This is a genomic window from Cyclobacterium sp. (genome assembly GCF_014762705.1).
Taxonomy (GTDB): Bacteria; Bacteroidota; Bacteroidia; order Cytophagales; family Cyclobacteriaceae; genus Cyclobacterium.
This window is the reverse complement of the sequence record NZ_JABURL010000117.1, coordinates 25,596-44,531: the sequence shown is the minus strand read 5'-3', so window position 1 is coordinate 44,531 and position 18,936 is coordinate 25,596. Positions and strand designations below refer to the sequence as shown.

The following is an 18,936-nucleotide window of genomic DNA, read 5'->3' as shown; positions in this document are numbered from 1 at the left end:
TTGGAAATGGGGTGCCTAAAATTGAGTTGTGGATGTTTGTCAAGATTTCGGAATATTCAAAATTGGAAATATCGGATTGTTCGTATTTTGAAATGAAATCTTGAATGTTCATTGTAGTAGATAAAGGGTAACCGATGTTACTCTTCGTATTGTTTTAGGTTATCGATTTTATTTTTAAAGTAGTTAGACGATTCAGTTGTAATTTCGGCATTATCAAGAATGTGGCAATCATACCAATCATATATTTATTGAGCTATTCGATCACCTTTAGTTGACAAAACTTCCAAACCTCTAAAACTTTCAATATCCTCCTTTGTAACCTGGAATTTCCGCCAGAGGGCGCCACATTCTTTTATAAAATTCGGTGATTTTAAATTCAATTCAGGAGCACCATAGAGCACAAATGAACTTTGAGTTTTAGGCCTATTTGCAACTTCTTCAGATAAATCAAAATATTTATCCTCAATAGATTTTGTTAAAAAAATCATAAGTTGGCCAATATGTCCAATTTCAGCTTCCAAAGTAGCAAAATATGCAACAACAGTCAGGTCACTAGTTAGGTCGAAAAATGATGTGTCAAACTCATAATGTTGCATGATTCCAACAATAGACTTTTCGATATTAGGATCAGGAGTTGGATCAAATGGAGATAGCCCGAATACCGCTTCTCTTATAAAATAATACAGGCTATATGAGTTTGTTCTATGTTCTGAAATAACTTGATGATGCCCCGATAGCCAATAATTTACCTCACTAAAAAATGGTTTCTCAAAAAGGTTCCGACTGAATGTTGATTTCGTTTCTGGCCATTCCGCTCTTTCACCTCTGAAGAGATTTATGGGTTGTGGTTTGACCACTTTTTTCTTTGCCTTGAAATCAAAAACTTCAAGAGAGATTGACTGCTGAGGAAAATTTGAATTTATCTCGTTTTTTAAATCCGTTAAGCTTTGCATGTATGCAGGGGAACGGTTCGTATAACCGCAGTTACGGGTTTATATGCGTTATTTTCGGTTAGGCACAGAGTTTACGAATTCCGAGTGGATTTGAACTCATTCGAATCTGCCATAATTGTCGTTATACAATGTGCGCCTTGGATGGTGAAAATAGGTCAAAAAATTGACCTTTCCAACGGGTGAAAACCCGTGCCGATACATATAGGTAGCCTGTGACCAAAACTTTCGGTATTTCTAAGCCTGGAGGTGAACCTGAGTGAATCAGTGCAGGCTATACAGAAGCCAAGCAAGTGCCAAAGGCTGTCCTGCCAAAGTGTGGCTGGTCTGCCGTGAGAGGGCCAAAAGTTAAGAAAATATGCTATGGGTATTATTAGTGAGGAGCCAGGGTGAAGCCCTGAAGCCTCAGGATATACTATGAGCCAGTCCGCGGTGCCTGTACTGAAGAAAACGCCCACCTTTTCTACCATCTAGGACTGGGATACAAATTAGTCTACTATATTAGACTATTAACCGACTGAATAATAAGAGCTGTATGAAATGCGCCAGCATTCTTCAATTCCTCAAAAGAAAAATAAAATAACTGAACAATTGAGAGGTTTACAACTTATCCCACCTCAGCGGGAGCCTGTCCCGTGAAACGGGATCCGGAGGTGCACTGAGCCTCTCGAAGCGTTCTGTGAGAGGTTATATTCTCCTTTACCTACACGACTGGGGCATTGTCCTTTTCATTCTTTGTATTTTGTTCTCACATTGGCAATTGGTTAAAATCTAAATATTTATCTATCCGGGTCTTCATCTTACACTCCGTGTTTTGGCTTTGTTTGCGGTTGACCTAAGGCCGAAAGCAATGTATATGAGTTATTAACTGGAAATCACAAACCGCTACGCAAAGAAGCATCGTATTCAATTGTTAAAATTGGCAATAATTCGTTAAATTTAGAGGTTGATGAAAGTGCTTGCACAGATAATGGCCCATTTTGTGATTCTCACCATGCTATTTGGTGTGATGCACAATGCCTTTCCACATGTACATCATGCACATGAGCTTGACGGGCATACGGAACCGATTGGAGAATTGCATCATCACCATCATGATTCAGACCACCATCATAATTCAGATAAAGAGGAAAACGATCACGAGAAAAAGACCTTCTTAGAGTTTCTTTTTAACAATCATTCTCATACCAAACACACGCATCCAAATATCCTTGCCCTAGTTGAGCATGTAAAAACGGTAAAGCAGGTTTTTGTTAATTTTTTTGGGGGTAATGATTCCTGGGAGTTTTCTGGGATAGAAATTGATAGTGGATTGCACCGCTATGTGCTTTTTAATGATGTTGGATTAGCAGATCCCAATTTAAATTCCACCCCGCTTCGGGGTCCCCCTTCTTTAGGATAATTGTTTATAGCAAGTATTGACCTGTCACCGTGAGACGTAAAGGTGTACACTGCGTCATTGGATGAATCCTAAAATCAATTTACATGTATAAAAATATTGTGTTCGCTCTTTGCGGATGCTTGTTGGCATATGGAGGCTTTGCGCAATCGCCATCCATAGAAGGCATTCTAAAAATGGTCGAACAAAACAACCAGGAATTAAAAGCACTGTCCGAATATGTGGAGAGCAAAAGACTTGAGTTGCAATCTGGCAATAATTTACCCGATCCCCAATTAGGAGCTTATTATCTTCCTTTTGGGGAGCATAATAGGGGTGATTACACCGAGTTTCAGATTAGTCAATCTTTTGAGTTTCCAACTGTTTATAGTGCCCGGGGTAGTCTTATTGACCAAAAATCGGCTCAATTGGAATTGGACTACCAAGCGAAAAGGCAGGATATACTGGCAGAAGCCAAAAATCACTGTCTGAACCTTATCTACCTGAATAAACGACTGGATACCGAAATGCTTCGAGTGGAGCAAGCCAAGCAGGTATTTGATCAGGTACAGGAGCTTTACGAAAAGGAACAGGTCGGTATCCTCGAACTGAATAAAGCTAAAGTGGCCTGGATGCAGGAGCAGTTCACAATCCAACAGATTGAGAGTGACGTAAAGAACACGCTTTTGCAGTTGGTCAACCTGAATGGTGGAAATGAACTAAGCTTCACCCAAGGGGAGTATAGTGCATCACTGGCTTTGGCGGCAAAGGATGCAGTATGGCAGGAAAAGCAGGTGCAAGACCCTGTAATGAAGCAGTTGAATCAACAAGAGGCTATTGCTCAGCAGTCATTGAATCTGGCTAAAAACAAATCCTTCCCTAATCTGACTGCTGGCTATAATAGTCAGGGTGTCGCTGGTGAGCGGTTTTCCGGTATTTATGCTGGTGTCACCATTCCATTATGGAGTAACCGAAATAAAGTGAAAGCTGCTCAATCACAGTTGGATTTTCAGCAGTCCTTTAGTTCATCAAAGACACTTCAAGCCTATGCCTTTTTTGAGAAGCAATTCAATGATTATGAAATCATGCTTTCCAAGTTTCAGGAGTATGAGGCTACTCTTACTGGCCTGAATAGTGATAAATTGTTGCTGCAAGCCTATCTGTTGGGTGAGCTGTCATTCATTGAATACTATATGGAGCTTCAATTTTACCGACAGGCTTATGATGCCATGCTGGGCATGCAATACCAACTCTATATATCGCAAAATCAACTCTTAAAACATCAATTGTAGAATCTTAAAAATCAAATCAATATGAAAATTTCAAATATTCTTATCGCATTAACTTTTGTATTCGCTGTTGCCTGTAAGGACAAGAAAGCCAATGAGGAGCATGGACATTCTCATGACACAGAATCACCAGCACACCCGCATGATGAAGCTAGTGAAGATCACGGACACAGTCATGGTGATGGTGACCATGAACATGGACACGAACATACTGAGCAGGAAGAGTTTACTGTTGGCAGTGACTCCACTCAAGTTGAGGATAAGGGCACACATACCCATGAGGATGGTAGCACCCATCACGATCATTAATCTTTAAAATAGAAGTGGATATGCGATATATAGTAGTAACGCTTTCGTTGCTGGTTTTTTCATGCCAATCAACGGATGATCATGGACATAGCCATGATGATGATGATGTCGGTCATTCGCATTCTGGTGACGAAAAACCTGCTGTTGCTTATACGGTTTGGACAGACCAAACGGAATTGTTCGTGGAGTTTCCTGCATTGGTAGTGGGTGAAACAAGTCGCTTTGCAGCTCACTTTACGGTGCTGAATGGGCATCAGCCTGTGAGAGAAGGGAGTGTAACTGTGAGTTTAATCAAAGGAGATAAAGGCATTCGTCATTCGGTGGATACTCCTTCTTCTCCAGGAATTTTCGGACCATCACTTCAGCCTAAGGAAGCAGGGATTTATCAGTTGGTTTTTGAATTGAAAACTCCTGCCTATTCGGATAGGATTGAACTGAAAGAAATTACCGTTTTTGCGACTGCCGAAGAAGCTGAGAAGGCTTTGGCTGGTGAGGGCGAAAATGGCAATGCCATTACCTTCCTAAAAGAGCAAGCATGGAAGATGGAGTTTCAAACCGCTCCTGTGTGGAAGAAAGAAGTGTTTCAGACTGTTCCAACATCCGGTGTCTGGAAAGTTGCACCTTCTGATTATCAAACGCTGGTGGCTCCTGCAACGGGACGAGTGAGCTTTAGCTCAGGCGTATTGACAGAAGGTAGTGCTGTAAAAAAAGGTCAGGTACTCATGACCATCAGTAGTGCCGGGCTGACTTCCAATAACCTAAGTGCAGAGATTCAGAAAGCCAAGGCAGATTATGAGCAAGCCAAATCTGAATATGAGCGAAAGAAGGAATTGTACGAATCGAAGATTGTACCCAAATCAGAATTTGAGCAGGTCGAGCAAAAGTATCTGGTAGCAAAAACCAACTACGAAACATTGAGTAGTGGATATCGTGCAGGGGGCAAACAGATCACCGCTCCAATGGATGGTTTTATTAAATCCATTCAGGCGGCAAATGGTGGCTTTGCTAACCAGGGAGATGCTTTAGTTACAGTGACAAGCCATAAGAGTAGCTTGCTCGAGGTACAGGTTAGTCCTAAATACAGTGCCGCCCTTCAAAACATCCAAAACATTTGGTATCAACCCAAGCAAGGCACATGGTCGAGCCTGAATGAAAAAGGAGGTAAAATCCTGTCTGTGGGTAAGGAGGTGGAAGCCAATCAACCATTGATTTCTGTTTATGCCGAAGTAAATGAAGGTGTGGAATTGCCGGAAGGTAGTTTCACAGAAGCGCAACTGGCTTTTGGGAAAGCAACTGAAAGTTTGGTTGTCCCTATTTCTTGTTTGATGGAGGATTACGGCAACTACTCCGTAATTGTCCAACTGTCCGGTGAAAGCTTTGAACGCAGGAATGTTTCCCTTGGCAAAAGGAACGGAAGCGAAGTAGAAATAATCAAGGGTTTGTCCGATGGAGAAGTGGTTGTCACCAAAGGGGCTTATCAGGTAAAGATGGCATCCCTGTCCGGTCAGGCACCTGCTCATGGTCACGCACATTAAAAGGTAGAAGTTATGTTGAATAAGATATTATCGATTTCACTACAAAACCGATTAATGGTGCTTTTGGCTGCTGTGGTGTTGAGTGTGACGGGTTTGTACATTGCCCGAAATATGAATGTAGATGTGTTTCCTGACCTTACGGCTCCTACTGTGACCATATTGACTGAAGCTCATGGCATGGAATCCGAAGAGGTGGAAAAGCTGGTGACTTACCAATTGGAAACGGCCATGAATGGCTCGCCCAATGTGCGAAGAATCCGCTCGTCATCTGCTGCCGGAATATCCATTGTGTGGGTAGAATTTGAATGGGGAACGGACATTTATCGAGCAAGGCAAATTGTAAGTGAACGCATCCCGATGGTACGTGAAAACCTGCCTTCCAGTGTTGGTTCGCCCACTATGGCTCCCATTTCGTCCATTATGGGTGAAGTGATGTTATTGGGTGTTCGTTCGGATAGTTTGTCTCCGATGGAACTGCGAACGTTGGCAGACTGGACGATCCGGCCAAGAATTAAATCCATTGGTGGTATTGCCAATGTGATTGTAATTGGTGGCGATTATAAACAGTATCAAGTGTTGGCCAATCCCGAGAAGCTGAAATATTATGATGTGAGCCTTGGCGAACTTTTGGAAAAGGTACAAGAGAGCAATATGAATGCTCCAGGTGGTTTTCTGAATGAATACGGCAATCAGTACATCATCAAAGGAAGTGGCAGAGCTTACTCTGTTGAACATTTGGAAGAGGCAGTAGTAAAAAGTGTGAATGGACAATCCATCAAGATTAAGGATGTTGCATCAGTACAAATTGGTGCTGCGGACAAGATTGGTGATGGGTCATTGAATGCCGATCCTGCCGTAATCTTGACTATCTCCAAGCAACCGGATGTCAACACACTGGAATTGACCGAAAGACTGGATGAAGCGATTGCAGATTTGAATACTACTTTGCACGAAAGTGTGGAAATTAAAAGCCACATTTTCCGTCAGGCCAATTTTATAGACGCTTCTATTGATAACCTGAATCAAACGCTACTGGAAGGAGCCTTCTTTGTATTGATTGTACTGTTTGTCTTCCTGATGAATTGGCGAACTACAGTAATTTCCTTGGTAGCTATTCCGGTTTCGCTGCTGGTTTCCATTATCGTGTTGAAGCTGTTGGGGTATACCATCAATACCATGAGCCTGGGCGGTATGGCCATTGCCATTGGAGCCCTAGTAGATGATGCGATTATTGATGTGGAGAATGTTTTCAAGCGATTGCGAGAAAACCTCCGGAAGCCAAAGGCTGAACAATTGCCTGTGCTGACTGTGGTAAAAGATGCTTCGGTGGAAATCCGTAGCTCGATTATCATTGCTACGTTGATCATCATTGTATCGTTTGTGCCGTTGTTTTTCCTGAGTGGCATGGAAGGTCGATTGCTGCAACCACTTGGAATTGCATTTATTACTTCGGTATTAACTTCCCTGATTGTAGCGGTGACGGTGACCCCGGTGCTGTGTTCCTATTTGCTAAAAAGTGAAAAAGTACTCAGCAAGCAAGCAGGAGGAACGAAGGTGGAACGCTGGCTGCAAGTTCGATATGCAGGAACTTTGGAAAGTGTGTTGAAATTTCCCAAGACAGTGATTGGGTTGACCGTTGGGGCTTTCATTATCAGTTTGATTCTATGGACGCAATTAGGCCGTAGTTTCTTGCCTGAGTTCAATGAAGGCTCGTTGGTAATAAGTGCGGTAGGTGTACCTGGTATGTCATTGGAAGAGAGCAATAAAAACGGTAAACTGATTGAAAAGCTACTGTTGGAAATGCCTGAGGTAAAAGAAGTCACTCGCAGAACCGGACGAGCCGAACTGGATGAACATGCACAGGGCGTGAATGCGGCTGAAATAGATGTACCCTTTTCTCTCGATGGAAAATCAAAAGAGCAATTCTTTGAAGAAGTACGGACGAATCTCAGTGTGGTACATGGTGTGAATGTCACCTTGGGTCAACCTATTGCTCACCGCATCGATCACATGCTTTCGGGAACACGTGCCAATATTGCCATTAAGATATTTGGGGATGACTTGCAGCAATTGTTTGAGTTGGGGAAAAGTGTGGAAACCAATATCAAGTCCATTGAAGGGATTGCAGATGTGGCAGTAGATCAACAGGTAGAAGTGCCGCAAATCCGTATCACTCCTAAACGACAAATGCTGGCTGCTTTTGGAATGACCGTTGGTGATTTGATGGAGCAGGTGGATGTGGCTTTTGCCGGGGAAAAGGCCGGAGAAATATACGAGGGTCAAAAGTATTTTGACCTGATAGTCCGCTTTCAAAAAGAATCGAGAAATAGTATGGAAGCCCTACAGTCTGCTTTGATCGCTATGCCGAATGGAGGTGAAATTCCGTTGGATCAGTTGGCAGAGGTGAAATCCGTAAGTTCTCCCAATACCATTTCACGAGAGAACGTAAAGCGAAAGATTGTGGTAGCAGCCAATGTCCAGGGCCGTGATCTGCGCGGGGTAGTTAATGAAATTCAACAAATTGTTGGGTCGAATATTGACTTACCCCCAGGCTATCGAGTCGAGTATGGCGGTCAGTTTGAGAGTGAAGCAAAGGCTTCTCAATTGCTGCTCATTACTGCGGTTCTGGCTATTTTGATCATCTTCCTTTTGCTCTATTATGAGTTTCAGGATGTAAAACTTTCTTTCATTGTCTTAATCAACTTGCCATTAGCGCTGATTGGTGGAATTTTGATCGTGTACTTCACTTCGGGTATCATCAGCATCGCGGCTACGATTGGCTTTATCAGTTTGTTTGGTATTGCTACCCGAAATGGTATTCTCTTGGTCTCTCGATATGAGGATTTAAGGAAAGAAGGAATGCAAGGTTTTGAATTGCTTAAAACAGGAGCTTTGGACAGGTTAAACCCAATTCTTATGACTGCTTTCACTACTGGACTTGCTTTGATTCCGCTTGCATTGAAAGGAGGGGAACCGGGCAATGAAATTCAAAGTCCTATGGCAGTAGTTATTTTGGGTGGCTTGCTGTCAGCAACTTTGCTTAATCTGGTGGTGATTCCGTGTGTGTATGAGCTGGTGACGAAGCGGAAGTAATTTGAACGTTTAAAGGTTAAGCATCTGTTCGGGAGTTCCGAATGGTTGCATTTTAGTTAAGAAGCTAAGTATCCCTAAGTTCGGGGGTAACCCTGACTGAGTGAGGGCAGGCTGTTCCGAAGGCAAGCAATTGGCAAGCCTACCCTGTCTTTTCTCAAAGCTGGCTTGCTGTGAGGAGCGAGGGAAGTGTAGGTGAAGCCCTGATGTTTCAGGAAATACTATAAGCCAGACGGCGGGGCTTGTACTGACGAATACGCCCACCTTTTTTATCATTGGGGACTGGGATACAAATTAGTCTACCATAATGGACTACTAACCGACGGCATAATGTGAGCCGTATGAAATGCGCCAGCATTCTTGAATTCCGCTAAAGAAAATAAAATATTTGAACAATTGAGAGGTTCACACGTTGTCCCGCCTTAGCGAGAGCCGGTCCCGTCAAATGGGATACGTCGGTGCATTGAGCTTGTCGAAACGTTCTGTGAGAGGTTTAGAGGTGGGATTCCACTTCGCCTACACTTCTCGATCAAGTATTTTCAATTTAGATGTATCAGAATACTTATTAGGATGAAGATTGAGATATAAATCCCCCAAGTCCAAATGGTCGAGTTAGCCGGATTACACTCCTAATTTTGTCGTCCATTTGTTTAGAGTTAGATTGTTCAAAAAGTTGGGTGAGTTCACTAGGAGAATAGCCAATTCTCCAACTAGACTTTCGGATTTTATGATCACCCGATCTCAGCAGTTTGTGAGTTTTAACTTTGGTTAGTATGCTGAGAACGGCATTCAATAAAAAAAAAACTATCATGAAATATAAAAAAAGCAACGTTATCTTGGTGAGTTATTGAATTCCAATAAATTATAAAGATGATGATACAAGTCAGAATAATAATCCGACAGTTCGGAAATAAGTTGTGAATTTAACTTACCAGCGGTTTTTAGTACTTCTTGGATCGAATCTCCGGAAAGACGATAATCGTCCTTGTAACTTTGAATTACAACCTCATAAAATCGTTCATAATCTTTAGGATGTTTAGATTCATGAAATTGTCCAGCCCAAATATTTAATTTGTTTTGAATTTCAGGTGTCATATGCTTTTCGGTTTATGCGCTCCAATGTGTGTGCCCAACATGGGCATCTGGTATCGAAGATAGCAAATTAATACAGAGGGTGAAAACCAGCGCCGAAGCATTTCGGTAGCCTGTGCCAATTTTAATCGGTATCGCTTAAGGACGGGGTAACCTTGACTGAGTCAGGGCAGGCTGTCCCGAAGGCAATCCATTGGCAAAGCCTTTCCTGACATTTCACCGGGGAGGTCTGCAGTGAGAGCGCCAGCCGGGGGAATCGAAATCCATGTAGCAGAAACCGAAAAGCCTGCTGTCTATACCCCTTACCATTTTGGTCACAGCGTGTCAACGTCTTTCGCTGTTTACACGTCACGACATTTATCAGCAGTTCACACATGTTGATCATATCCAATACTCCCCCGCACCTGACGTTGGTGCACAACAGGAATTCTTCGTAGAATCCTTTTACGGGCTATATTGTCCGGATAGCTTCGCACAATTCCTTTACCAGAAATTTACGTATCCTATTGATGGAACACAAGGTTTAATCGTTCTTTGAACATTAAACAGTTATCTAACCGACTTCTTGTCGCACCACGGTTCTGTGAAAGGTATAGGGGTGGGACTCCTCTTTACCTACTCGACTGGAGTCTGTTTTTACCATTTTATTCCGTCGTAATCTATGTGGTCATCATCAATTTCCAATTCGGAAGGTTTGCAGTTCAATCTATTCGCATCCGCTTCCAAACGTCTATGGTGTTCGTTGTACTCCTCAGTATAGAAAATTCCACGCTTTAAAAGTTCTGGCAACTTCCTAAAAGCTTTCTTACCACCTCCCAGCAAGAAGTATTCAAGGTTTGTTGTTCTCATGCATTGATAGATATATTCATTTGCTCCATGTAATCCATCATTGATAAATGGTATCAGATTTCTTGCCCCAGTTTCATCGTAGGAATTCATGGCCTTTTCAAGCCAAAATTCTATTTGAAGAATTACTGAAATATCGAATTTGTTTGTTTCGTAAAACTGCATGTTGTATTTCAGTGCTGATATTGAAAACAAGAAGTGTACCCATGAAAATTGTGTACCCAAATATTTTCCTTCTTCAAATGGATAAAGGTGATTGTTCTTCCTTTTTAAACGACTGTTATCTTTTGCTTTTCTTATTTCGTATGAAAAGTTACTTATCAATTTGTCTCGGTTTTCGAATCCTAGTTTTTCGGATGCTTTTTCGTCATTCCAAAATTTACCTATAACTTCATAAAAGTTATTTAGGTCACCGTAAGCTCCCCAGAGTTCAATTCCGATTCCTCTCTTAGTTGGAATTATATAAAGCATAAGTTATTACGTTTACACCAATGGAATAAAACGTTCAGCTAAAATATGTAGGCTGACCGCTTGTTAATTTATTAAAAGTACCCGATTCAAAAGCTCTTTGCAAATAGCTCATTAGCCTATGATTTTTTAGCATCTGTGTGTGCCTTGAATGGTGAATATAGGTCAAAAAGTTGACCGCTCAAACGGGTAAAACCTGTTTCGAAGCATTTCGGTTGCCTGTGCCGATCTTAATCGGTATCTCTATGAGCAGGGGTAAACCTGACTTTTGAGCGGGGTAGTCTACAGCGAGAAGGCCAGCCGGGAAAATCGAAATCCATGTAGCAGAAACCGAAAAGCCTGCTAACTGTACCCAATACCATTTTGGTCTCCGCGTATAAAAGTCTTTCGCTGTCTAAACGTCACGACATTTATTGGCAGTTTTCATATGTTGACCAATACCAATACTCCCCCGCACCTGACGTTAGTTCGCAACAGACATTCTTCGCAGAATCTCTTTTCGGGTTATTGTGCAGATAGCTTCGCACAATTCCGTTACCAGAAATGCAGGTATCCAATTGATGGAACACAAGGTTTAATCGTTCTATGAACGTTAAACAGTTATCTAAACGACTTCTTGTCGCACTACAGTGGTGAGAGAGCCTAAACCAGAGTCCATTTAGTTCAGGTCGGGCTACTCATTGGCTGCAGTACTTTTTTAGAAGTATCCCAATTCAGCCCTAAAAATCTCCAACACCTCATTCATCGATGTAGGGTATTCTGGCTTAAGGGTTAATTGGAATTCTTTGATTGATTCACCCTTTCTATAAGCCAGAATTACCTCTCTTGTTTCCCGATGAAGTCGATTGATCTCGTTGATGAACATAATTTTGGTGAATCCTTTCAATTTCGTCTTTATAATTTCCAGTTCGTCTGGAGGATCAAAACCGTAAAGTTCATACTCCAGGCTGAGTAATTCTTCACAAAGAAGGCGAAATCGTTCGACCGCATTTTTTATTTCAATAGGTTTTCCCGCCTCTCCCGGAGGTCCAAATGATTTTATAAGTTCATCTAAACACTTGGTAAAGAAATTGATGAAATTCTTTAAGCTTGAATTTGTAGTCTTAAACCACTGAAAAAAATCTTCAGCTGAAATCGGTTTCAGCCTTAAAATCAGAAGTTCCGACTCCAGTTCGTCATAAGCCTTGTTTATGTCAGCCAGCCTCAGAGAAAGAAGTTCAGCGGCAAGAAGGTGTTCCCAGTTTGCCTCTTTCTTAATCACAATGTCCTTAATATTTTTAGGCTGATCTTGAATACCCTCAATATTCAAATAGAGGAATTCCTTAAGATGATTTCTTACTTGATTACAAAAAGGTCCAACACTTGCTGCAATATTTCCATCCTCCCTGTTGCTGTCAAATGTCCCTGGTGCGATCCCTAACAAATCTGTTGGGAGATGAAGCCCTTCTGAATTACATGGCACGAGAAAGAAAACTTTGTCCTTCCCAAGCTTGCCTAAAAAAAGGCCAAGCTCAAAAACCACGTTATCACGAACAGTTTCAAAAGAACTGTTTCTTATTCTAGTAATGTCATCGGGATGAAATACAAAAATTGCAAAATCAAATAAATCTAGAGAGTCCATCAAAGACTCTAAAGCGCTTTTAGAAAGTCGGAAGACCCCCTGTGTCCAAACTGTCACCTGCGCATCATGGTCAAGATTCGCTTGGATTGCATATGCAATGCTGAGTTGTTCAGTCGAAGATCCGATAAATACCCTTGGTCTCATTGATTATTGTATTCTGACTAACGTACAAAAAAACCCTCAAATCTTAGTCAAATCGAGCCCCAGGTCCTCATTAGTCAAACCGAATTTATCGATTTTTTTCTTTATCCGTTTAACTAAACCCAATTTTCTTTTCTGATCCAGGAAGAGATAGCCTTCCGGATTAATATTGGGAACTCCATTCACCACCATGTTCCAGATGATGACGGCCAGCTTACTGGCGGTTGCACTGATGGCCAAAACCCTTCCTTTTCTAAAGCTTATTCTATGGAAGAAGTCTCGTAGTTGTGTGGAATCCTTCAGGTTTCTAATCGCATTGGCTGCATTCCGTAAAGCGATTTTCAGCCTGTTGCTTCCTTTTGGGACTCTACTTGAAATTACTTTTCCCCCGCTTACTTTGTTGTTGGGGGTCAGCCGCAGCCAGGAAGCGAAGTGCTTGGCAGTTTTGAACTTCTTGATGCCCTCTATTCCCACTTCACTCATTAAGGCTAGTACCGTAGAAAAACTCATTCCTTCGATAGCCAGTAGGTAAATACCTTCAAACATCTGATAAGCCTTCAAGTTGAGGTCGATGCCTTTTGGGGTTAAAGCATTTTCATTTCTTGTTCATCTTGTCTTTTCATGCGACAAGTTTACCAATTGAACCCGGATTCTGATATATGGGGTTTATCGGACGGATACTTTTAGTCTAATCGTGGTATCTTCTTTCGCTGTTTACACGTCACGACATTTTTCAGCAGTTCACGTATGTCGACCATACCCAATACTCCCCCGCACCTGACGGTGGTGCGCAACAGAGATTCTTCACAGAATCCCTTTACGGGCTATATTGTCCGGATAGCTTCGCACAATTCCGTTACCAGAAATGCACGTATCCTATTGATGGAACACAAGGTTTAATCGTTCTTTGAACGTTAAACAGTTATCTAAGCGACTTCTTGTCGCACCTTGGTGGTGTGAGGGGTGCTCCGCAGGCTTATGGCCTGCGGCCATCCACGATTGGCAGTAATTATTTTAATTTCCCTTTGATTGCTGCTAATCTTTTTTTTGCTTCCTCAGTTTTCTCCTTCTTTCTTATTTCTTCCAATTTCTCATCGAGTATTATCTCAATTCCAACTCTTAATGAATCAAAATGAGCTAAACAGGTTTCTTCGTCCAATTCGTGTATACCTAGACTAAGTATAGAATACATTGATTTATTTTCTACAAGGAAATTGGGCAGATATTCTGCTAGAAGTTTAATTCTGTCTTCAACTCTTACTTTTTGATAGTCATCATCAGTGATTGCTCCATCAGATTCTGCCATATTTTTCGCATCAACGATTAATGTTTCAAAGATTCTACGTAAGTAAACGTATGAGCCAATTCCTATACCGTTAGCCGCTAAACCAATTGACTTGCTGAACTCCTTTAGTTTAGTTTTATCCAAGACTCTGCGATATTTATTAAGCTCTTGAATGTGAAAATCAGCTATTGAGGGGTACTGTCCAACCTTCATTAAAATATGCTTCTCTGGATTATAATTAATATAAAATTTAAGTACGTCTCCGTACCTTTTACATTTAATTCCTATGCCATCAGTTCCACCATATTTCACAAAATAATCAATGTTTTCATTGATATTACTCCACCCATTAAATGTTGATTCGGTTTTTCTGAAAGGGTTATATCCTTCAACATCCCGCTGATTATCACCTCTACCATAGCTCAACAAGAAAATAAAATTGTCCCGATTCTCCTTTGTTATTTGAATGGGAGTATAAATTGGTAGATTAAATAAGAAATATTCTAATTCCAAGTCATTCATTTTTTAGGATTCTAATTACTGCCAACGTTTCGTATAAGAATAGTAGCCGATTATGGGCTTCAACATGCCAATTTACCCAAAAGTTGACGCAGGCACAGCCCTTGAATTCACTACTACCTCGGCTATTATTTTTATACATTGGGTGTGCCTTGAATGGTGAATATAGGTCAAAAAGTTAACCGTTCCAACAGGTGAAAAGCCTGTGCCGAATGGTTTATTGATAAGAGATGACATGATCAATATAATGATGACTTCATCCCTATTTGTTTTTAATCAAAATACTGATGGAACGGTAGTTATGTTTAATGAAATGCCCGTTACAAAACGAATGTCCCGATTTTAAAGGTTATCATGTAACTAATATTTTCTATTGGCCAAATAAACTTTCATTGCAAAGTGTATAACTAAGGGGTGATCACGATTCAGTTTAACTACCTCATCGCGTTCTTCCCAAAACTTGAAGGTTACCTTGTTAGAGTCCGGAATTGAGTTACCTATCAAAGAATATTCAAAGAGTTTGTAAACTGAAATTTCGGAGTCTTCTTGAAATCCCATTTCCTTTAGTAACTCAATGAATTCTTGGAAGCTAAATTCGTTGCCACTAGAGAATTGATAAAGTGCTTTGAAAATTCTATCAATATCTTCTGAGGAATAATGGGCCGAGAGTTCATTTTTAACCTCAGCAATCAATTCGGCTGAATATTTTCCGAGTAAGTTATTTATATCCCGTTTTTGAAGAGGTAGTTGCAAATCCATTGAAGATATGGGACTGAAAAAGAGAATTAGATCTCTCGGTCGTGCAAACGTATGATCGACAATATATTTAAAGCTTGTTTTTTTATAGGTTGGATCGTTTTCAACAAAGGATGACCAAGGGTCATTTTTGTTATAAGTTTTACCGAGCTTCTCAAAATTTACAACTAATCGTTTATTAATAAATTGCTTTAATTTAGTTTTATCTTCCTGATCAAATCTTTTGTGAGAATCAAATTCATACCATACTAAACTAACGGCATAGCTAGAAAAAAGCTTTGCCGTATCAGCATCATACTTATAAAGAATTCTTGAAATGTCGTCACGTAAGAGAATGAAGATCTTTGAATCTAAGTTATTTTTTCCAAAAAAATTATTATTATAGTCTTTACCAACACGAATTAAATTAAGGATTGTATTCCTATTCTTCTCAGAAGTTGATTTAAAGCCAATGTCCAAGTCATCAAAAATTAAAATAAATTTGTTTTCTCGATTTTCTGGATAATTCATTAATTCAAGAACTGTTGCTTTCAGATGAGGAATTAGCTTATAAAATGGAGCCTTTTCCTTGGTTATGTCAAACTTATTGCCAAATTTGGCAGTTAAAAATCTTTTGAAATAATTAACATTCAATTCATGTCCTTTGCTCTGCACTACCTGAGTAATCTGATTGGATTTAATATCAATGAATCCAGAGTTTTTCTTGAGAAAAACTTGCAAGTCAGAAATTTCTTTGTAATTCTGTAAAGACTCTTTGGATGTCAACATTAAGGTAAGCTTAGTCAGAATTACCCACTCAATTATTAATTCTTGAGTAACATTCTGGTCATGTTCTTGGGTAAGCTGTGCAATACGTTCGATGTTGATGTCTGATTTTCTTATAAAGGAAGAAAAACAGTTTGCTTCCTTTTCGTATAAATGAGAAATGTATTCTGCAATTGCGGATTTCCCACTACCTTTTCGTCCGGTAATCAGGAATTTCTCATGCTGCAATTCTGGAAGTACGTTCAAAAAATCTTCAAACACCTCTGCTAACCTCATCCTAGAATGAGCAACACTTTCTGCTTCAGCTTCCGGTGATCCGATAAAGAAGTTCTTTGTAGTAAATGTTAATGAATTGTCTTTCTTAATGAATTTGTCAAATAATGCCATTTATACGATTTAAATATACAAAATGAAAGGATAATAATTATTGCACAGCACAATTATTTTACTTTTGGTTGTATTTGTAAAATTTCCTAAATATATGAAATATATAGATTCGCTCAACTGGTTCTTTTTTTCTTTTCATTATTGCCTTTCAATATCTCCCCTGATGATTATCTGAACCAGAAGCTAGAGGCTCAATTGTTTTAAATATTTGTGGTTCTACCCAACCAATGACACATTAAATGATGAATTACTTCAAGTCAGGCTCCCTTTTGATAAATAGTCCCGATATCTGTGCCGAAAAATGTTGTGATTTTTGCCTCTTTTTTCAGACTCGCATGGAAATATTTCTGGAAAAAGCCGTTTGAATAGTTACTACAATAGCCGAACCAAACCATTAAAAATAGCAACAACAAGCCCGGACTTGTTTTGAAAATAGGCTGTGTAGTTTTGGTGGTTTTTCCAATTTTATATTTTTTACCAATATAAATTTCCATATCACTCCCATATACGCATACCTGCGTATACCCCTAAAATATAGCTTTTTACGTATTTTATCCCATTTTTTTTCTCCTTCTCTTTGGGTCAAACAATGCCTGGAAAGGGCCAAGCTACTACATAGCCATGAAGGACTCCAAGGAAAACAGAACCCACAAAATCACCTTCCGGCTGAATGAGCAGGAAGTGAAATTCCTGGATGAATTCTCCAGTAGTGCGGGTATTTCAAGAAGCGATACGCTGAGGAACCTGATCCGGAAAATACAGGGGGATGCTTCCATTATTAAAACCGATAAACTGCTCCAAACGCTGAATGAGCTGGCGGCCGAACAGGGTAGGGTCAACAACAATATCAACCAGCTGGCCAAACATGCCAATCAATATTCCAGGGTGAAAGACATGGATCCCAAGGTATTTGCCCGGTTTAATAGCCTCCTTACCCAGTACCTGGACTATCAGGAGGACATGAACCGGACTTTCCGGAAAATCTATAAATCCATCAGCTGATGACCGTCAAAATCCTATCATCGACCAGTACTTTCAACGGGGTGTCCTACAACACCAACAAGACCCAGTCTGCCAGGGGAGAGCTGATGAAATTCAGGAATTTCGGTTACCTGCAATCGGCCCGGAAAGTAACGCCGGATGAAATGAAAACCTATCTGAAAGTCCACTCTAATCGCAATACCCGGGTCAAAAACCAACAGTTCCATGCGATGATTTCCTGCAAGGGGAGTGAATTTGATAAAAAGGAGCTTACGGAGATGGCTGAAAAATGGTTGCATAAAATGGGCTATAGCAGCAATCCCTACCTGATCGTCTTCCACGGGGACACCAAAAACAACCATGTCCATATGGTTTCCTCCAGAATCGGGAACGATGACAAGAAAATCAACGACAGCATGGAAAGGATCAGGGCGCAAAAATGCATGTTGGAAATCAGGAACCGGAATCCGGGGCAGGAATGTAAAAAGGTACTTGATCAACTCAAAGTCTTTTCCTTTTCCACAATAAGCCAGGCAAAGCTGTACCTGGAAACCCGGGGCTACAGCCTAAAGGAGAAAGAAGGCAAATTAGCCCTGTACAAATTTGGCTTACTGCAGGGTGAAATTTCACTCAAGCAACTAAATACTAAAGCCAATTCCTATTCCCCGGATAAAGCAAGAATCAAGCAGCTCCATGCCTTATTCGACAAATACAGAAAGGTGTACAATAGTGCCCCAGTCCCGGTATTCGAACCGTTAAAAGGCAACCGCCTGGGAAAACCAACCGGATACCGCTCAGAACTGGCGGACTTTCTTAAAGAAAAATTCGGAGTGGAACTGATTTTTCACGGTAAGGATGGGAAAGCCCCCTATGGCTATACCATCATTGACCATAACAGAAAAATTATCTTGAAAGGAAGTGAAGTTTTTCCACTCAAAAACCTGGTCTGGGAGGAAACAAAGGATACTGTAAAAGTCATCAATTTCGCTTTCCAGGCAGATAAGACTGCTTATGAAGATATTACCGGGACCAGGGATTCCATATTCCGGTTCAAACGCCTTCCAATGCAAGCAGCTTATCGGCTCAAATTACTTTCAGTATTGGAGGATTTTGCCAATCTCCAAAGGGGTCTTGAGGAATATGGACTTCACCTACTTGTAAACGAAAAGCGCCTGTACCTGCTGGATACCCGGGAGCGGTTTTTCATCAGCCTGGAAGCCATTCTTAGGAGCGGGGAATACAATCGCTTTGCCCGCCTCTGGAATGTTCCGGAGCGGAATGAAACAGAACAAAGCCCATTGACTAGAACCGGCGGAGCATCCAGAGCACTGGTGCCGGTACATCCGGACAAAGAAACCCCTGCTTCAGAATCCCAGGCAAATGATCAGGTTGAACCTGACCGGGAGACAGCAAACCCGATCTCCAACATCAGCCTGGATATCCATCAAGATGTGGACGATGAGGCCTTGCATGGCAGGAGAAGGAACAAAGAGAAAGACAACAAAAAAAGAAGCATCAGATAAA

15 protein-coding genes are annotated in these 18,936 nt (G+C 40.9%); 7 read left to right on the top strand and 8 right to left on the bottom strand.

Annotated elements, in window-relative coordinates; all coding sequences use genetic code 11:
• Nucleotides 1-245: 245 nt before the first annotated feature.
• Nucleotides 246-953 carry an FRG domain-containing protein gene (locus HUJ21_RS23180; RefSeq protein WP_291373235.1) on the bottom strand — a complete coding sequence of 236 codons (708 nt, stop codon included), beginning with the start codon at nt 951-953 and terminating at the stop codon, nt 246-248.
• A gap of 946 nt (nt 954-1,899) precedes the next feature.
• Here HUJ21_RS23180 and HUJ21_RS23175 point away from each other — a divergent pair.
• The 5 genes from HUJ21_RS23175 to HUJ21_RS23155 all read left to right on the top strand — a co-directional run bounded on the left by HUJ21_RS23175 (nt 1,900) and on the right by HUJ21_RS23155 (nt 8,554).
• Complete coding sequence (locus HUJ21_RS23175) at nt 1,900-2,352, top strand: hypothetical protein (protein WP_291373233.1); 453 nt, start codon at nt 1,900-1,902, stop codon at nt 2,350-2,352.
• A gap of 83 nt (nt 2,353-2,435) precedes the next feature.
• Nucleotides 2,436-3,620, top strand: a complete 1,185-nt coding sequence (locus HUJ21_RS23170) for a TolC family protein (protein ID WP_291373231.1) — start codon at nt 2,436-2,438, stop codon at nt 3,618-3,620.
• 21 nt (nt 3,621-3,641) lie between these two features.
• Nucleotides 3,642-3,926: a hypothetical protein gene (locus tag HUJ21_RS23165; RefSeq protein WP_291373230.1), complete on the top strand. Its 285-nt coding sequence runs from the start codon at nt 3,642-3,644 to the stop codon at nt 3,924-3,926.
• 20 nt (nt 3,927-3,946) lie between these two features.
• Complete coding sequence (locus HUJ21_RS23160; protein ID WP_291373229.1) at nt 3,947-5,461, top strand: efflux RND transporter periplasmic adaptor subunit; 1,515 nt, start codon at nt 3,947-3,949, stop codon at nt 5,459-5,461.
• 12 nt (nt 5,462-5,473) lie between these two features.
• The gene (locus HUJ21_RS23155; protein ID WP_291373227.1) at nt 5,474-8,554 is read left to right on the top strand and encodes an efflux RND transporter permease subunit; all 3,081 of its coding nucleotides are present in this window, start codon (nt 5,474-5,476) and stop codon (nt 8,552-8,554) included.
• An 828-nt stretch (nt 8,555-9,382) separates the two neighbouring features.
• On the opposite strand, the gene HUJ21_RS23150 is transcribed toward HUJ21_RS23155, so the two are convergent.
• The 7 genes from HUJ21_RS23150 to HUJ21_RS23120 form a co-directional block, all read right to left on the bottom strand.
• Nucleotides 9,383-9,646 (bottom strand): hypothetical protein, encoded by a 264-nt coding sequence (locus HUJ21_RS23150; RefSeq protein WP_291373225.1) that lies wholly within the window; start codon nt 9,644-9,646, stop codon nt 9,383-9,385.
• A gap of 633 nt (nt 9,647-10,279) precedes the next feature.
• The gene (locus HUJ21_RS23145; protein ID WP_291373223.1) at nt 10,280-10,960 is read right to left on the bottom strand and encodes a hypothetical protein; all 681 of its coding nucleotides are present in this window, start codon (nt 10,958-10,960) and stop codon (nt 10,280-10,282) included.
• 694 nt (nt 10,961-11,654) lie between these two features.
• Entirely contained in the window at nt 11,655-12,722 is a 1,068-nt protein-coding gene (locus HUJ21_RS23140; RefSeq protein ID WP_291373222.1) for a nucleotide-binding protein, read from the bottom strand.
• Nucleotides 12,723-12,758: 36 nt separating this feature from the next.
• Nucleotides 12,759-13,265 carry a transposase gene (locus HUJ21_RS23135; protein ID WP_291373221.1) on the bottom strand — a complete coding sequence of 169 codons (507 nt, stop codon included), beginning with the start codon at nt 13,263-13,265 and terminating at the stop codon, nt 12,759-12,761.
• A 463-nt stretch (nt 13,266-13,728) separates the two neighbouring features.
• Nucleotides 13,729-14,526, bottom strand: coding sequence for a hypothetical protein (locus HUJ21_RS23130; RefSeq protein ID WP_291373220.1), 798 nt, complete (start codon nt 14,524-14,526; stop codon nt 13,729-13,731).
• Nucleotides 14,527-14,883: 357 nt separating this feature from the next.
• Nucleotides 14,884-16,431: a hypothetical protein gene (locus tag HUJ21_RS23125; protein ID WP_291373218.1), complete on the bottom strand. Its 1,548-nt coding sequence runs from the start codon at nt 16,429-16,431 to the stop codon at nt 14,884-14,886.
• Nucleotides 16,432-16,688: 257 nt separating this feature from the next.
• On the bottom strand, nt 16,689-16,925 hold the full coding sequence (locus tag HUJ21_RS23120; protein ID WP_291373216.1) for a hypothetical protein: 237 nt from the start codon (nt 16,923-16,925) through the stop codon (nt 16,689-16,691).
• A gap of 127 nt (nt 16,926-17,052) precedes the next feature.
• On the opposite strand from HUJ21_RS23120, the gene HUJ21_RS23115 reads away from it, so the two are divergent.
• Together HUJ21_RS23115 and HUJ21_RS23110 are read left to right on the top strand one after the other, a co-directional pair.
• Nucleotides 17,053-17,433: a hypothetical protein gene (locus tag HUJ21_RS23115; protein ID WP_291373215.1), complete on the top strand. Its 381-nt coding sequence runs from the start codon at nt 17,053-17,055 to the stop codon at nt 17,431-17,433.
• Entirely contained in the window at nt 17,433-18,935 is a 1,503-nt protein-coding gene (locus HUJ21_RS23110) for a relaxase/mobilization nuclease domain-containing protein (RefSeq protein ID WP_291373214.1), read from the top strand. Before HUJ21_RS23115 ends, HUJ21_RS23110 begins: the two co-directional genes overlap by 1 nt.
• Nucleotide 18,936 lies beyond the last annotated feature (1 nt).

Excerpts from the sequence above, each read along its gene's own strand:
- HUJ21_RS23180 (WP_291373235.1), bottom strand. The coding sequence starts at position 953 with ATGCAAAGCTTAACGGATTTAAAAAACGAGATAAATTCAAATTTTCCT.
- HUJ21_RS23175 (WP_291373233.1), top strand. The coding sequence starts at position 1,900 with ATGAAAGTGCTTGCACAGATAATGGCCCATTTTGTGATTCTCACCATG.
- HUJ21_RS23170 (WP_291373231.1), top strand. The coding sequence starts at position 2,436 with ATGTATAAAAATATTGTGTTCGCTCTTTGCGGATGCTTGTTGGCATAT.
- HUJ21_RS23165 (WP_291373230.1), top strand. The coding sequence starts at position 3,642 with ATGAAAATTTCAAATATTCTTATCGCATTAACTTTTGTATTCGCTGTT.
- HUJ21_RS23160 (WP_291373229.1), top strand. The coding sequence starts at position 3,947 with ATGCGATATATAGTAGTAACGCTTTCGTTGCTGGTTTTTTCATGCCAA.
- HUJ21_RS23155 (WP_291373227.1), top strand. The coding sequence starts at position 5,474 with ATGTTGAATAAGATATTATCGATTTCACTACAAAACCGATTAATGGTG.
- HUJ21_RS23150 (WP_291373225.1), bottom strand. The coding sequence starts at position 9,646 with ATGACACCTGAAATTCAAAACAAATTAAATATTTGGGCTGGACAATTT.
- HUJ21_RS23145 (WP_291373223.1), bottom strand. The coding sequence starts at position 10,960 with ATGCTTTATATAATTCCAACTAAGAGAGGAATCGGAATTGAACTCTGG.
- HUJ21_RS23140 (WP_291373222.1), bottom strand. The coding sequence starts at position 12,722 with ATGAGACCAAGGGTATTTATCGGATCTTCGACTGAACAACTCAGCATT.
- HUJ21_RS23135 (WP_291373221.1), bottom strand. The coding sequence starts at position 13,265 with ATGTTTGAAGGTATTTACCTACTGGCTATCGAAGGAATGAGTTTTTCT.
- HUJ21_RS23130 (WP_291373220.1), bottom strand. The coding sequence starts at position 14,526 with ATGAATGACTTGGAATTAGAATATTTCTTATTTAATCTACCAATTTAT.
- HUJ21_RS23125 (WP_291373218.1), bottom strand. The coding sequence starts at position 16,431 with ATGGCATTATTTGACAAATTCATTAAGAAAGACAATTCATTAACATTT.
- HUJ21_RS23120 (WP_291373216.1), bottom strand. The coding sequence starts at position 16,925 with ATGGAAATTTATATTGGTAAAAAATATAAAATTGGAAAAACCACCAAA.
- HUJ21_RS23115 (WP_291373215.1), top strand. The coding sequence starts at position 17,053 with ATGAAGGACTCCAAGGAAAACAGAACCCACAAAATCACCTTCCGGCTG.
- HUJ21_RS23110 (WP_291373214.1), top strand. The coding sequence starts at position 17,433 with ATGACCGTCAAAATCCTATCATCGACCAGTACTTTCAACGGGGTGTCC.